This is a genomic window from Aeromonas sp. R6-2, from assembly GCF_040908155.1.
GTDB lineage: Bacteria > Pseudomonadota > Gammaproteobacteria > Enterobacterales > Aeromonadaceae > Aeromonas > Aeromonas schubertii.
Map to the genome: position 1 here is coordinate 34,056 of NZ_JBFODE010000032.1, position 14,008 is coordinate 48,063.

The 14,008-nt window shown below is 62.9% G+C and carries 13 protein-coding genes; 5 read left to right on the forward strand and 8 right to left on the reverse strand.

What is annotated here, in order from left to right; all coding sequences use genetic code 11:
• Window positions 1-32 precede the first annotated feature (32 nt).
• Window positions 33-1,100: an extracellular solute-binding protein gene (locus AB5Y48_RS07015; RefSeq protein ID WP_136613644.1), complete on the forward strand. Its 1,068-nt coding sequence runs from the start codon at window positions 33-35 to the stop codon at window positions 1,098-1,100.
• Window positions 1,101-1,133: 33 nt separating this feature from the next.
• Here the strand turns inward: AB5Y48_RS07015 and AB5Y48_RS07020 are convergent, their stop codons facing one another.
• A complete protein-coding gene (locus AB5Y48_RS07020) occupies window positions 1,134-2,126 on the reverse strand; it encodes a D-alanine--D-alanine ligase (RefSeq protein WP_368164068.1) in 993 nt (330 codons plus the stop codon).
• Between the two features lie 122 nt (window positions 2,127-2,248).
• Window positions 2,249-2,839, reverse strand: coding sequence for a 2OG-Fe(II) oxygenase (locus AB5Y48_RS07025; protein ID WP_368164149.1), 591 nt, complete (start codon window positions 2,837-2,839; stop codon window positions 2,249-2,251).
• 131 nt (window positions 2,840-2,970) lie between these two features.
• Between AB5Y48_RS07025 and AB5Y48_RS07030 the strand changes: the two genes are divergently transcribed.
• Window positions 2,971-3,462: a glutathione peroxidase gene (locus AB5Y48_RS07030; protein ID WP_050665616.1), complete on the forward strand. Its 492-nt coding sequence runs from the start codon at window positions 2,971-2,973 to the stop codon at window positions 3,460-3,462.
• Between the two features lie 87 nt (window positions 3,463-3,549).
• Window positions 3,550-4,902 carry a DEAD/DEAH box helicase gene (locus AB5Y48_RS07035; protein ID WP_368164069.1) on the forward strand — a complete coding sequence of 451 codons (1,353 nt, stop codon included), beginning with the start codon at window positions 3,550-3,552 and terminating at the stop codon, window positions 4,900-4,902.
• A gap of 33 nt (window positions 4,903-4,935) precedes the next feature.
• Here AB5Y48_RS07035 and AB5Y48_RS07040 read toward each other — a convergent pair whose 3' ends face one another.
• From AB5Y48_RS07040 to AB5Y48_RS07065, 6 genes are all read right to left on the reverse strand, one after another.
• Entirely contained in the window at window positions 4,936-5,421 is a 486-nt protein-coding gene (locus AB5Y48_RS07040; protein ID WP_368164070.1) for a prolyl-tRNA synthetase associated domain-containing protein, read from the reverse strand.
• A gap of 99 nt (window positions 5,422-5,520) precedes the next feature.
• Window positions 5,521-6,573: a 3-deoxy-7-phosphoheptulonate synthase AroG gene (aroG, locus tag AB5Y48_RS07045; RefSeq protein ID WP_050665613.1), complete on the reverse strand. Its 1,053-nt coding sequence runs from the start codon at window positions 6,571-6,573 to the stop codon at window positions 5,521-5,523.
• A gap of 162 nt (window positions 6,574-6,735) precedes the next feature.
• Complete coding sequence (gene aroA, locus AB5Y48_RS07050) at window positions 6,736-8,019, reverse strand: 3-phosphoshikimate 1-carboxyvinyltransferase (protein ID WP_368164071.1); 1,284 nt, start codon at window positions 8,017-8,019, stop codon at window positions 6,736-6,738.
• Window positions 8,020-8,154: 135 nt separating this feature from the next.
• Window positions 8,155-9,240, reverse strand: a complete 1,086-nt coding sequence (gene serC, locus AB5Y48_RS07055) for a 3-phosphoserine/phosphohydroxythreonine transaminase (RefSeq protein WP_368164072.1) — start codon at window positions 9,238-9,240, stop codon at window positions 8,155-8,157.
• Between the two features lie 140 nt (window positions 9,241-9,380).
• Window positions 9,381-10,316: an electron transfer flavoprotein subunit alpha/FixB family protein gene (locus AB5Y48_RS07060; protein WP_050665610.1), complete on the reverse strand. Its 936-nt coding sequence runs from the start codon at window positions 10,314-10,316 to the stop codon at window positions 9,381-9,383.
• Complete coding sequence (locus AB5Y48_RS07065; protein WP_050665609.1) at window positions 10,313-11,065, reverse strand: electron transfer flavoprotein subunit beta/FixA family protein; 753 nt, start codon at window positions 11,063-11,065, stop codon at window positions 10,313-10,315. Before AB5Y48_RS07065 ends, AB5Y48_RS07060 begins: the two co-directional genes overlap by 4 nt.
• 151 nt (window positions 11,066-11,216) lie before the next feature.
• Between AB5Y48_RS07065 and AB5Y48_RS07070 the strand changes: the two genes are divergently transcribed.
• Complete coding sequence (locus AB5Y48_RS07070; protein ID WP_050665608.1) at window positions 11,217-12,839, forward strand: electron transfer flavoprotein-ubiquinone oxidoreductase; 1,623 nt, start codon at window positions 11,217-11,219, stop codon at window positions 12,837-12,839.
• A gap of 201 nt (window positions 12,840-13,040) precedes the next feature.
• Window positions 13,041-13,988 (forward strand): magnesium/cobalt transporter CorA, encoded by a 948-nt coding sequence (corA, locus tag AB5Y48_RS07075; protein ID WP_050665607.1) that lies wholly within the window; start codon window positions 13,041-13,043, stop codon window positions 13,986-13,988.
• Window positions 13,989-14,008: the final 20 nt, after the last annotated feature.

Sequence of the window (14,008 nt, forward strand, 5' to 3'; positions counted from 1 at the left end):
GCATGGCCCCAAACCCCGCAAGGAGTTTTGCGATGACGCACAGCGCTTTCAAAAAAGCGACCACCCTCGCCGCCACCCTGGCACTGGGGGCCACCCTGGTGAGCCAGCCGGTGCTGGCCGAAGAGAAGGTGGTCTACTTCTATAACTGGTCCGAGTATGTGCCCGACGGTCTGCTCGAGCAGTTCCAGAAAGAGACCGGGATCAAGGTGATTTACTCCACCTATGAGTCTAACGAGACCCTCTACGCCAAGCTCAAGACCCACCCGCAAGGGTATGATGTGGTGGTGCCCAGCACCTACTTCGTGGCCAAGATGGCCAAGGAGGGGATGCTCCAGCCTCTGGACAAGGGGCTGTTGCCCAATATCAAGCACCTGGATCCGACCCTGCTCAACCATGAGTACGATCCCGAGAATCGCTACTCGGTCCCCTACATCTGGGGCGCCACCGGTATCGGTCGCAACAGCGACGTCATCCTTCAGCCAGTGACCAGCTGGAAACAGTTGTGGGCCCCCGAGTGGAAGGAGAGCCTGCTGCTGATGGACGATGCGCGCGAGGTGTTCCACATCGCCCTGGTGCAGCTTGGCCACAATCCCAATACCCGGGATCCGGCCCAGATCAAGGAGGCCTTCGACTACCTGAAGCAGCTGATGCCCAACGTCAAGGCATTCAACTCCGATAACCCGGCCGATCCCTACATCGCCGGTGAGGTGAACCTCGGCATGCTCTGGAACGGCTCTGCCTATGGTGCCCAGAAGGAGTACCCCGGCATCACCTATACCTGGCCGAGCGAGGGTGCCATCCTCTGGATGGATAACCTGGCCATCACCGCCAAGGCCAAGCACGTAAGCGAGGCCCATGCGCTCATCAACTTCCTGATGCGCCCGGATGTGGCCGCCAAGGTGGCCGAGGCGATCGGCTATCCCACCCCGGTCAAGGATGCCCTGCCCCTGCTCAAGCCCGAGTTCAGGGACAACCCCATGATCTTCCCCGGCGACGAGATCAAGCAGAAGGGGCACTTCCAGTCCGATGTTGGCGAAGCCTCGGTGCTCTACGAGCAGTACTTCCAGCAGCTCAAGGCCATGGTGGCCAACGCGGGTTAACAAAAAGGGCGCCATCGGCGCCCTTTTTCACGGTCAGCTCCTGGCCTTGTCCAGGATCTGCTCGAGGAAACGGCCCACCTCGTGGCCATGGTGCTCCAGCATCTTGGGGAACATGGAGATGGGGGTCATGCCCGGGAAGGTGTTGATCTCGTTGAGCAGGATCTCCCCCTCCTCGGTCAGGAAGAAGTCGACCCGGGAGAGGTGAGTCAGGCCAAGCTGGCGGAAGGCCTTGAGCGCATAGGCGCGGATGGTCTCGATCTGCTGATCGCTGAGCCCCTCGGCTCGCAGGCTGGTGGTGGTATGGCTGGTGCTGCTGTACTTCTCTTCATAAGAGTAGAAATGGTCGGTCGGGGCGCAGATCTCCCCCGGCACGGTCGCAACCAGCTCATCCCCGTATTGGTAGACGGCCACCTCCAGCTCGCGAGGCTTGACCGCCTTCTCCAGCAATACCTGATCCGAGTAACCGAAGGCACCGTCGATGGCAGCGGCCAGGGACGCCTCGTCGACCACCTTGTAGCAACCCACCGAAGAGCCCTGACAGGCGGCCTTGACGAAGAGGGAACCCCACTCGGCCAGGGCTGCTCGGGCCTCTTCCAGGCTCTGGGCACTGTTTTCGGTCAGGAAGCGGTACGGGGTGTTGGGGATACCGAGGGCCGTCAGCCACAGCTTGGTGGTGATCTTGTTAAAGCAGATCTTGCTCGCCTCGGCACCGCACCCCAGATAGGGCAAGCCGGCCAGCTCGAGGAAGGATTGCAGATCGCCGGTCTCACCCGGATAGCCGTGGATGCAGGGGACCACGAAGTCGACCGGACGCGCGACGCTGGCAAAGGAGAGCAGGCGATCGAGCCCCAGCTTGCACTCGCGTCCGTCGGCGGAGATCCAGCGATCTTTGAGCATCTCGACCCGGGTCACCTCGACCCCGGGCAGAGCCGTGAGCTTGCTCTCCAGATAGTTGGCACTGACGAGGGAGACTTGGTGCTCGGCGCCACCGCCACCGCACAGCAGCAATACATGCATGTTTTTCATCGTTCGCGATCCCTTTGGGAGAAGTGGCCGGGGCTGCAATCGGCCACCGGCGCAAGATGGGGGGCAGTGTAGCAAGGTCGGCAAAGGCTTGTCAGCCCACAGAGCCCTGTTCGTCCATGCGCTCAGCGCGGGGGATCGAGTCGCCCCACCCCATGACCGTTCACCCTGAACCAGCCGGCGATGCTGAATCGCTCGGCCCGGGCCGGCAACACCTCGTGGGGAAAGGTCTCGGAGAGAAAGACCACCAAGCGTCCCGCCCGGGGGGCGATGTCCGTCAGAAACTGTTCGTCATCCCCATAGAGACGCAGAAGACCACCGTCGGCCTCCTGCCACCCCTCATTGAGGTAGCAGACCGTGGTGAGACGGCGATTGGAGCGTCCGGCGAAGGCATCCCGATGGCGTCCGTAGAAGTCCCCCTCCCGATAGCGGGCGAAGTGGGCCTCGTAATCGAAGAGCCCCAACATAAGTTCTCGATTGGCACAGAGGCGAAGTTGCTCCATCATACCCAGGTAGTCGGCGACCGGGGCCCCGAGCGATGCATCGAGCCAGTGGATCTGGTCGCGACGTACCTCGCTGTTGGTCTGGTGCAAGGCGGCGCGGCCTATGCCTGCCGGTTGCCATACCTCGGGGAGTGCGTCACATAATCCGGCCACCAGAGCCGGCTCGAGAAAATCATCCACCACTACCCAGCCCCGGGCAGCGATGGCATCCATGAGAGGAAGAAGATCCAAGATGTCGAATCCATTGAGAGAGGAGTGCGCATTCCAGCGCCCCCAAGGCAGGATGACAAACCATTCTTCTTCTCTTCACCAGCTTGTTTAGTCATGTAAAAGGGAGTTGAACCATGCCTCATATCAGCGAATTCGAACTGACCGCCCTCGACGGCACCCCCTTCCCCGCAGAGAGCCTCGATGGCAAGGTGGTGCTGCTGGTCAATGTGGCCAGCCGCTGCGGCTTTACCCCTCAATACCGGGATCTCGAGTCCCTATGGCAACGTTTCCGGGATAAGGGACTGGTGGTACTCGGTTTTCCGTGCAACCAGTTTGGTCAGCAGGAGCCCGGCGACGCCGAGGAGATCGCCGAGTTCTGCTCCACCACCTATCCGGTCAGCTTTCCCCTGCTGGCCAAGGGTGACGTGAATGGCCCCGATGCCCACCCCCTCTACGAGTGGGCCAAGCAGCGCTGCCCCGGGCTGCTGGGGCTGGAGGCCATCAAGTGGAACTTCACCAAGTTTCTGTTCGACCGCGAAGGGGAGCCGGTGGCCCGCTACGCCCCCACCACCAAGCCCGAGAGCCTGCTCCCCGATATCGAGACCCTGCTGGCTCAGGGCGAGTAGAGGCTTGCCTCGCCTTCTGCTATAGTTCGCCCCCCTGAACTGTGATGTGCCGGCACCCGGGTGCCGGCCTGCCAACCCGGAGTCTGCATGACCTTCAACGAACTCGGTCTTTCCCCCCATCTGCTGCGCGCCATCGACGAGCTGGGTTACACCAGCCCGACCCCCATCCAGCAAGCGGCAATCCCTGCCGTGCTGGCGGGCAAGGACGTGCTGGGCGGGGCGCAGACCGGGTCTGGCAAGACCGCAGGCTTCGCCCTGCCCCTGCTGCACCGGCTGCTCGACAACCACGGTCGCGGTCAGCGCACGGTGCGAGCCCTGATCCTCACGCCCACCCGGGAGCTGGCCGCCCAGGTAGGTCAGCAGGTGACCGACTATGCCCGTCATCTCCCCCTGCGTCCCCTCACCGTCTATGGCGGCGTGATCATCAAGCCCGACATCGAGGCCCTCAAGAAGGGGGTCGATCTGCTGATCGCCACCCCGGGTCGGGTGCTGGATCTGCTGACCCAGCGCGCCCTCAACTTCGAACGTCTCGAGGTGCTGGTGCTGGACGAGGCGGACCGCATGCTGGACATGGGCTTTATCCGGGACATAGAGCGTATCCTGCGTACATTGCCGAGCGAGCGCCAGACCCTGCTCTTCTCCGCCACCTTCAACGACGAGGTGAAGCGCCTGGCCGACGAGCTGCTCAATGACCCCCAGCTCATCGAGGTTGATCCTGCCAACACCACGGCCGAGAAGGTGCGTCAGCGTCTCATCAGGGTCGATCGGGAGCGCAAACGCGAGCTGCTCTCGCACCTCATCAATGAAGAGCAATGGGAACAGGGGCTGATTTTCGTGCGCACCCGCCACATTGCCGATCGCCTCGCCCGCCAGCTCCAGAGCGACGGCCACGACGCCATCGCCATCCACGGTGAGAAAAGTCAGGGAGTGCGTAACCAGGCCCTGTCCGATTTTCGTGAAGGCAAGGTGCGTCTGCTGGTCGCCACCGACGTGGCGGCACGCGGCCTCGACATCGATCGCCTCGAGCACGTGGTGAACTTCGAGCTGCCCCAATCCCCCGAGGACTATATTCACCGGGTGGGCCGCACTGGCCGTGCCGGCCGTGGTGGTGTCGCCCTCTCCCTGGTCTGCCCCGAGGAGCAAGCCCAGCTCAAGGCGCTGGAGCGTTTCCTCGGCGAGCCGCTCACCTGCGAGGTGATCCCGAGCTTCGAGCCAAGCGGCAAGCCGACCCGCCAGACCCTGCCCGGCAGCAAGCCGGTGCAAAACCCGCCGCGCAAGGGCAAGGGGGCTGGCAAGCCGGCCGCCCCCAAGGGCGCCAAGCCGGCCAAGGCCGCGAGACCGGCCCCCAAGAGCAAGCCAGCCGATACCGGTGGCGACGAGGTAGGCTTTATGCCGGTACGCCGCCAAAGCCGCCAGCTGCTGCAAGAGGACGACGAATAAACACGAGGGGCCAATGGCCCCTCATCGTCTTGGCTAGAGCTCAACCAGCGCCACACGACGGGAGAGCGCCTCGAGCAGTTGCCGCAACGCCGCCCGGGGTAACACCCAGGTCGCTGTGTTGACCAGGGGGTGGCACTGCAGGGCATCGGCCTCCCACACCCGGCGCTCCATCACCAGCTCCACCTGCCGTTCGGCGTCATTGACCAGGGCCAGTGGCGTGACGGCGCCCGGACTCACCCCCAGGTGGCGCTCGAGCAGCTCAGCCGAGGCGAAGGATAGGCGTTGGCAGCCCAGCGCTGTGGCAAGTTGCTTGAGATCTACCGGCGAGCGCTCATCGGCCACCAGCAGGATCAGGCGATCGCGCCGGCTCTCCCTGAGCAGGAGGTTTTTCACCCGCATGCCCGGCAGATCCCCCACCAGGGCCGACGCCTGCTCACAGGTGTAGACGGGCGCATGATCCCGCCCCTCAAGATGAATACCCAGTGTTGCAAGCCATTGGGCCAGTCTCTCCTTGTCCATCACTCTCCCCCTTGGTTGCCGCTCTCGTCCCACCTTACCCTCCCGTCGGCCACAAAACAAAGAGGGCTGCCCGGGCAGCCCTCTTCACAGGTGGCAAGATTAACCGCGGCGGGCCTGGATAGCCGCCGAGAGACGCCGCAGCAGGGTCTCGGTATCTTCCCAGCCGATACAGGCATCTGTGATGCTCTGGCCGACGGTGAGCTCGCACCCTTCTTTCAGATCCTGGCGCCCCTCCACCAGATGGCTCTCCACCATGACGCCGAATACGGCCTGGCTGCCACCGGCCAACTGGGCTGCCACGTCTTCGGCCACCAACATCTGGTTCTTGAACTGCTTGCTGCTGTTGGCGTGGCTGAAGTCCACCATCACCTTCTGCGGCAGGCCCGCCTTCGCAAGACCGCCACACACCTCGGCCACATGGGCCGCGCTGTAGTTGGGCTCGCGACCACCACGCAAGATGATGTGACAGTCCGGATTACCGGCGGTGGAGACGATGGCGGAGTGGCCATACTTGGTCACCGACAGGAAGTGGTGCGGGGCGCTGGCGGCACCGATGGCATCGATGGCCACCTTGATGGTGCCGTCGGTACCATTTTTGAAGCCCACCGGGCAGGAGAGGCCGGAAGCCAGCTCACGGTGCACCTGGGACTCGGTGGTGCGGGCACCGATGGCTCCCCAGCTCATCAGATCCGCCACATACTGAGGGGTGATCATGTCGAGGAATTCGGAAGCGGTCGGCATGCCGAGATCGTTGAGATCGAGCAGCAGCTTGCGCCCGATCCGCAAGCCATCGTTGATGCGGAAGCTGCCATCGAGGTAAGGGTCATTGATGAGCCCCTTCCAGCCGACAGTGGTACGCGGCTTCTCGAAGTAGACCCGCATCACGACCTCCAGCTCCCCCTTGAGCTCCTCGCGCAAGGCCAGCAGACGCTTGCCGTACTCGACGGCGGCGACCGGGTCGTGGATGGAGCAGGGGCCGATCACCACCAACAGGCGGTCATCTTCACCCGCCAGGATGCGATGGATGGCCTGACGGCTCTCATAGACGGTCTGGCTGGCAGTCTCGGTAGCCGGAAACTTCTCCAGCACCGCGACAGGGGGCAGTAACTCTTTAATTTCCTTGATACGAACGTCGTCGGTTTGGTGCTGCATAGGGCTTTCCTGCGTGATTGCATACAACGGAGAAATTCCAATCTAGCCTCGACGCGGCGGCGTGTAAATAGAAAATTACATTTAAAATTAGAGAGTGAAACTTAAGAGCCTTGCAACTTACAGAAAGAATGCTAAAGGCCCGCCGAAAGGCGGGCCTGAGGATCAATCGCGCTGGCTGATGGCATCCAGTTTGGCGAAGAAGTCGGGGAAGGTCTTGGAGGTGCATCCCGGGTCGTTGATGGTCACCGGCGTGTCGGAGAGGGCCACCAGCGAGAAGCACATGGCGATACGGTGATCGTTATAGGTATCGATGGCCGCATGGGTCAGTCGGGGCACCGGAGTAACGCGAATATAGTCCTGCCCCTCCTCCACCAGGGCCCCCACCTTGCGCAGCTCGGTCGCCATGGCATGCAGGCGATCGGTCTCCTTCACCCGCCAGTTATAGATGTTGCGGATAATGGTCGGCCCCTTGGCAAACAGGGCCGTGGTGGCGATGGTCATGGCCGCATCGGGAATATGGTTCATGTCCATGTCGATCCCCTCAAGCGCCCCTTGCTCTGCCTCGATGAAGTCGTCCCCCCAGGTGATGCGGGCCCCCATCTTTTCCAGTACGTCGGCAAAATGGATGTCTCCCTGGATGCTCTGTTTGCCGATCCCGGTGACCCGTACCTTGCCCTTGATGGCGCCGGCGGCGAGGAAGTAAGAGGCGCTCGAGGCGTCTCCCTCCACCAGAAAATCCCCGGGACTGACGTAGGTCTGGTTGCCCTTGATGTAGAAACACTGGTAGTTGTCGTGCTCCACCACCACGCCAAACTGTTTCATGATGTGCAAGGTGATGTCGATGTAGGGCTTGGAGACCAGCTCTCCCATGATGTGGATGCGGGTATCCCCGGCCGCCATGGGCGCGGCCATCAGAAACGCGGTGAGAAACTGGCTGGAGACGGAGCCGTCCACGTGCACATCACCGCCCCACAACCCCTTGGCGTCGATGGCCAGGGGGGGGAAGCCCTCCTGCTTGAGGTACTGGATATGGGCCCCCGCCTCACGCAAGGCGTCGACCAGATGGCCGATGGGGCGCTCTTCCATGCGCGGCTCGCCGGTTAGCAGGTATTCACCGCTGCCAAGGCAGAGGGCGGCGCACAGGGGACGCATGGCGGTGCCGGCATTGCCGAGGAAGAGGCGCACCGTCTCCTTGGCGGCAAAGCTGCGACCCAGACCATGAACGGTACATTCGGTCTTGTCGGCCGAGAGTTGATAGCGCACCCCGAGCTGGGTCAGGGCGTCGAGCATGTGACGGATGTCATCGCTGTCGAGCAGATTGGTCAGACGGGTGGTGCCGCGGGCCAGAGCGGCGAGCAGCAGGGCACGGTTAGAGACACTTTTGGAGCCTGGCAGATTGACGGTGCCGGCAACCCGGGTGATGGGCTCGAGGGATAACGACTTCATAGACATCCTGTTCCTGGTACCTAAAACTTGACCTGCTTCGGACGTTAACAGCCCGGGCAGGTATCGGCAAGGATCTTGCCTGAATGGATAAAAAATGGCGCCGGGGGAGACCCGGCGCCATCGTGCGACCGGTATTTAACCGTGCTGCTTGGCAAAACGCTCCATAAACGCCACCAGGGCCTGCACCCCTTCGATGGGCATGGCGTTGTAGATGCTCGCTCGCATCCCTCCCACCAGCTTGTGCCCCTTGAGGGCGAGCAGCCCGGCCTCCTTGGCGTCGGCCAGGAAGCGAGTGTCAAGCTCGGGGTTCTTGAGCTGGAATGGCACGTTCATACGTGAGCGGCAGGCCGGGTCGACCCGGTTGCTGTAAAACGCGCTGCTGTCGATGTAGCCATAGAGCAGGTCGGCCTTGGCCTTGTTGAGACGCTCCATCTGCTCGAGCCCACCGATCTCCTTGAGCCACTCGAACACCAGGCCGGCCAGATACCAGGCATAGGTGGGCGGCGTGTTGAACATGGAGTCATGCTCGGCGGTGAGGCGATAGTCGAGGATGGCCGGCACATCGCCGCGCCCCTGGTTCAACAGATCGTCACGCACGATGGCGATGGCAAGGCCAGAGGGGCCGATATTCTTCTGGGCGCCGGCATAGATGACGCCGAAACGACTCACATCCAGAGGGCGCGAGAGAATGGTGGAGGAGAGATCCGCCACCAGGGGGATGTCGCCGGTATCGGGGATGTCGAACATCTCGATCCCCTCGATGGTTTCATTCGGGCAGTAGTGTACATAGGCCGCATCGGGACGGAACGCCGGCGTCGGCAACAGACGGGTGATCTCCCCCTCCGAGCTGACCCCCTCATGACCCAGCATCTCCCCAAACTTGACGCCCTCCTTGAGGGCGCCCCGGGACCAGACACCGGTCAGCAGATAGTCGGCCTTGCGATTATCGCCACCGAGCAGGTTGAGAGGAACAGCGGCAAATTGGCCGCGACCGCCTCCGTGCATGAAGAGCACCTTGTAGTTGTCGGGCACGGCCAACAGATCGCGCAGGTCTTGCTCGGCCTTCTCGGCCACCGCCATGAACTCCTTGCCGCGATGGGAGAGCTCCATGACGGAGGCCCCTATCCCCTGAAAATTGCAAAATTCGCGCTGTGCGCGCGCCATGACAGGCACCGGCAGCATGGCCGGGCCGGCGCAGAAATTGTAAATCGCTTGGTTCATGACAGTTCCGTGGCGTGATCCATGAGAATCATGCTTTTACACCGAACCGGCGCCGGTGAGCAAAGGCTTTTTGCGCAGGCGATCACACAAATGAGAAAGAGACGGGCGGGTCGCCAACCGTCGGCTCGCCCGTCTGAGCATCACAACTTGGCGGTGAGCTCGGGGAGCAGGGTGAAGAGATCCCCCACCAGGCCATAGTCGGCGATCTGGAAGATGGGCGCCTCCGGATCCTTGTTGATGGCGACGATGATCCGGGACTCCTTCATGCCGGCCAGATGCTGGATGGCCCCCGATATCCCGACGGCAATATAGAGCTCGGGGGCGACCACCTTGCCGGTCTGACCCACCTGCAGATCGTTGCCCACGAAGCCGGCATCGACCGCAGCGCGAGAGGCCCCCACGGCGGCTCCCAGCTTGTCGGCCAGGGCCTCGACCAGGGCAAACTGCTCGCGAGAGCCCAGCCCCCTTCCCCCCGAGACCACCACCCGGGCGGCGGTAAGCTCGGGGCGCACCGAGACGCGGGTCTCGCAGCCCGTGATGCGGGCCCGCACCGGGGCGGGCTCGAGAGCCAGATGCTCAATCGGGGCGGCCGGCTGGCTGGCGACCGGCACAAAGGCGGTGGAGCGCACCGTCATCAGGCGCTGGGGCGAGGCCAGGCGTACCCGCGCCAGGGCATTGCCCGCATAGATGGGACGCACGAAGGTCTCCCCATCCTCGATGGCGATCACATCGCTCAGGGGCTCGACACCGAGTCGGGCGGCGAGCCTTGGGATGAGATCCCGCCCCAGGGTGCCTGCGGCCATCAGGCAGAGCGGATATGGCGCCACCAGGGGATGCAGAGCCTTGTCGATACCGAGCAGGGCGCTCTGGGGAAGCCCGGTGGCCACCTTCACGGCGCTCACCCCGGCCAGTTCGGCCGCGCTCGCAGCTGCCTTCTCGGCCCCCTCCCCCAGCAGCAAGAGTTCGCACCGGCTGGCACAGCAAAGAGCCGCCGCGACCAGTCGGGGCACCGAGGGGGCCAGTTGCCCCTGAGTCTGCTCGGCAATGATCAGAACGTTCGTCAGTGTACTGCTCATGAGATCACCTTGGCCTCTTGTTTGAGTTTGACCAGCAGCTCATCGACCGAGCCGACCAGCACGCCACCGCTACGCTGGGGTGGCGGCGTCACCCCGAGGGGAACGATGGCGCTCCCGGCGCCTGCGCCGAGGGTCGCCAGAGGCTGGCTCTCAAGGGGCTTGCGCTTGGCCTTCATGATGTTGGGCAGGGAGGCAAAACGGGGCTCGTTGAGGCGCAGATCCACACTCACCACGGCCGGCAGGCCCAGGGCCACCGTCTCGAGACCACCATCCACTTCACGGGTCACCAGCAGCTCGCCACCCTCGGGTTTGAGGGCCGAGGCGTAGAGGGCCACCGGCCACTCCAGCAGGGTGCCCAGCATGGCAGGCACCTGGCCGTTGTCGCTGTCGATAGACTGCTTGCCAAGCAGCACCAGATCCGGCTGCTCGCTCTCACACACCCGGGCCAGGGCGCGGGCCACCGCCAGCGGTTGCAGCCGCTCGTCGGTGACATAGTGCAGCGCCCGATCGGCCCCCAGCGCCAGGGCATGGCGCAACTGCTCGGCCGCCGCCTCCGGCCCCAGGGTGACCACCACTACCTCTTGGGCAATCCCCTGTTCACGCAGGCGCACCGCCTCTTCCACGGCGATCTCACAGAAGGGGTTGATCCCCATTTTAACGTTGGCAAGATCCACGTCGGAGCCATCTCCCTTGACGCGTACCTTCACGTTGTAATCGATGACCCGCTTGATAGGGACCAGCAGCTTCATGATCACTCCTTGATAGAGAGAAACAAAGGTCGACTCGCCTTGTCGGCAACTGCCCCGACCAGCATGAGAGACTCGACCAGCTTTTGAATTCAAGTTTACGTTTACGTAAACTTCATTTACTAACCTATGACAACTCAGGAGCAGGGGCAAGATGGAACGCGACGTAATGGAATTCGATGTGGTGGTGGTCGGAGCAGGTCCCTCTGGCCTCGCAGCCGCGATCGCCCTCAAGCAGCGGGCTCCCGACTGCTCCGTCTGCCTGCTCGAGAAGGGCTCCGAGGTGGGTGCCCATCTCCTCTCCGGCGCCCTGCTCGATACCCGGGCCCTGCAAGAGCTCTTTCCCGAACGCTGGCAGGAGGCGCCACTCGGTGTGGCGGTGAGCGACGATCAGGTGCATCTGCTGCAAAGCGACAAGCACAGCCTGCGGCTGCCCCATTGGGCCATCCCCCCCTCCATGCACAACGAGGGAGCCCGTATCATCAGCCTGGGCAATCTCTGCCGCTGGCTCGCCAAAGAAGCCGAGGCACTCGGGGTCGAGATCTATCCCGGCTTTGCCGCGAGTGAGCTCATCATCGAAGAGGGCGTGGTCAAGGGGGTACTGACCGGAGATCTGGGGCTCGACAGGGAGGGCAATCCCAAGGCGGATCATGTGCCCGGCATGGCCCTGCTCGGTCGCTACACCCTGCTGGCCGAGGGGGCGCGCGGCCATCTGGGCAAGGGGCTCATCGAACAATTTGCTCTGGCCGAGGGTCGCCAGGCCCAGCACTACGCCATCGGCTTCAAGGAGTTGTGGCAGCTCCCGGCCGGTCGCACCAGCCCCGGCACTGTGCTGCACGGCAGCGGCTGGCCCCTGGGTAAAGATAGCCACGGCGGCTTTTTCCTCTATCACCAGGAGGGGGATCAGGTGGCGGTCGGCCTCATCGTCGATCTCAACTACCAAAATCCCTGGCTCAGCCCCTTCGAGGAGTTCCAGCGCTTCAAGCACCACCCGCTCATCGCCTCCGTGCTGGAGGGGGGAGAGCGGGTCAGCTACGGGGCCCGGGCCATCACCAAGGGGGGATGGAACGCCCTGCCCCGCATGCATGTGCCCGGCGCCCTGCTGCTGGGGTGCGATGCCGGCACCCTCGACTTTTCACGCATCAAGGGGATCCACACCGCCATGAAGTCGGGGATGCTGGCCGCCGAGGCGGTGAGCGCTGCCCTGGGCTCTGGTGGAGAAGATCTCGCCCACTATGGCCAGCTCATCGCCCAGAGCTGGCTTGGCCACTCCCTGCGCCGCGCCCGCCACTTTGGTGCCGCCCTGCACCGTTTCGGCCCCTGGCTCGGGGGAGCCTTCAACTGGCTGGAGCAGCGCTTCTTTCCCAAGGGTCTCCCCGTGCGCCTTCGTGACAGCGAACCCGACTATCGCCGCCTCAAGCATCAGGATCGCTGCCAGCCCATCGCCTATCCCAGGCCGGACGGAAAACTGAGCTTCGATCGCCCCTCTTCTGTCTATCTGGCCAACACCAGCCACGACGAGGATCAGCCCTGCCATCTCAAGCTGGCCGATCCCTCTGTTCCGCTCAGGGTCAATCTGGCCAATTGGGCCGAGCCGGCTCAGCGTTACTGCCCGGCCGGGGTGTTCGAGGTGGTGCAGCAGGAGGGGGAACCCGCGTTTCAGATCAACGGGGCCAACTGTATTCATTGCAAGACCTGTGACATCAAGGACCCCAGTCAGAACATCCGCTGGACGCCGCCGCAGGGAGGGTCGGGACCCAACTACCCCAACATGTGATCGGACCTCGTCCCTTTTTTGGCAAAGTCGTTGAATATTCGCTGAATAGCCCCTGACAAGCGCGGCGGACCTCTGTATAGTTCGCCGCAGTCAGGTTTTCTTTCGGCCTATGCGTCTTCCTGCATTCTCCTGTCGTCCTTCCGGGCGCGCATAAACCTGAGTGACCATCCCTGCAAACCCAACCGCATCAAGGGGGACCAGATGATTACCGCCTATATCCTCAATAACCAGGTACTCGACATCCACAACCTCGGGCCGCAGGACATACTGCCCGATAACACCATCTGGCTGGATGTCTACAAACCCGACGAGGAGGAGCGGGAGTGGTTGACGGGACTCTTCCTCGAAGAGGTGCCGGACAAGGAGGAGCTCGATGACATCGAGGCCTCCGCCCGCTTCTACTGGGACACGGACGGTCTGCACATCCACTCGCTCTTTCCCCAGCGGATCGGTCGCGATACCAAGGGGGTGCATGTCTCCTTCACCCTGCGCAACAACCTGCTCATCAGCATTCGCGAAGACGATATCGGGCTGGTACGCCTGCTGCGCCACTATATGCGCCAGGAGCGCCTCGAGGTGGAGAATGCCCTCGATGTGCTGCTGGAGGTGCAAAACCTCAAGGTGGAGTACCTCTCGGATCTGATCGAGGATGGCTACAAGACCCTGGAGGGGACCGCCGATCAGGTGTTCGAAGCCGATCAGCTCACCCCGATCCTCAAGGAATTAATCGCCCAGGAAGAGACCAATGGCCAGATCCGCCTCTCCCTGCACGATACCCGCCGGGCCCTGCGCTTCTTGAAGCGCAGCCTGCGCCAGACCATGAGCGGGGAGCAGAACAAGTGGATCGACGAGATGCTGCACGATGTGGAATCCCTGCTGCCCCATACCCAGTTCCTGTTCGACAAGATCAACTTCCAGCTGGAGGCCGCCATGGGGGTGACCAATCTGGAGCAGAACAAGGTGATCAAGATCTTCTCGGTAGCCGCCGTGGTCTTCCTGCCCCCCACCCTGATCGCCAGCATCTACGGCATGAACTTCGCCCATATGCCGGAGTTGGCCATGGGGTATGGTTACCCCATGTCCATCGGCCTGATGTTGATGTCGGCCTTTGGCACCTACTTCTTCTTCAAACGCAAAGGGTGGCTCTGACGCCACCCTCTCTTTCTGTG

Excerpts from the sequence above, each read along its gene's own strand:
- corA (WP_050665607.1), top strand. The coding sequence starts at position 13,041 with ATGATTACCGCCTATATCCTCAATAACCAGGTACTCGACATCCACAAC.
- AB5Y48_RS07060 (WP_050665610.1), bottom strand. The coding sequence starts at position 10,316 with ATGAGCAGTACACTGACGAACGTTCTGATCATTGCCGAGCAGACTCAG.
- aroA (WP_368164071.1), bottom strand. The coding sequence starts at position 8,019 with ATGAAGTCGTTATCCCTCGAGCCCATCACCCGGGTTGCCGGCACCGTC.
- serC (WP_368164072.1), bottom strand. The coding sequence starts at position 9,240 with ATGAACCAAGCGATTTACAATTTCTGCGCCGGCCCGGCCATGCTGCCG.
- AB5Y48_RS07020 (WP_368164068.1), bottom strand. The coding sequence starts at position 2,126 with ATGAAAAACATGCATGTATTGCTGCTGTGCGGTGGCGGTGGCGCCGAG.
- AB5Y48_RS07065 (WP_050665609.1), bottom strand. The coding sequence starts at position 11,065 with ATGAAGCTGCTGGTCCCTATCAAGCGGGTCATCGATTACAACGTGAAG.
- AB5Y48_RS07030 (WP_050665616.1), top strand. The coding sequence starts at position 2,971 with ATGCCTCATATCAGCGAATTCGAACTGACCGCCCTCGACGGCACCCCC.
- aroG (WP_050665613.1), bottom strand. The coding sequence starts at position 6,573 with ATGCAGCACCAAACCGACGACGTTCGTATCAAGGAAATTAAAGAGTTA.
- AB5Y48_RS07035 (WP_368164069.1), top strand. The coding sequence starts at position 3,550 with ATGACCTTCAACGAACTCGGTCTTTCCCCCCATCTGCTGCGCGCCATC.
- AB5Y48_RS07070 (WP_050665608.1), top strand. The coding sequence starts at position 11,217 with ATGGAACGCGACGTAATGGAATTCGATGTGGTGGTGGTCGGAGCAGGT.
- AB5Y48_RS07015 (WP_136613644.1), top strand. The coding sequence starts at position 33 with ATGACGCACAGCGCTTTCAAAAAAGCGACCACCCTCGCCGCCACCCTG.
- AB5Y48_RS07025 (WP_368164149.1), bottom strand. The coding sequence starts at position 2,839 with ATGGATGCCATCGCTGCCCGGGGCTGGGTAGTGGTGGATGATTTTCTC.
- AB5Y48_RS07040 (WP_368164070.1), bottom strand. The coding sequence starts at position 5,421 with ATGGACAAGGAGAGACTGGCCCAATGGCTTGCAACACTGGGTATTCAT.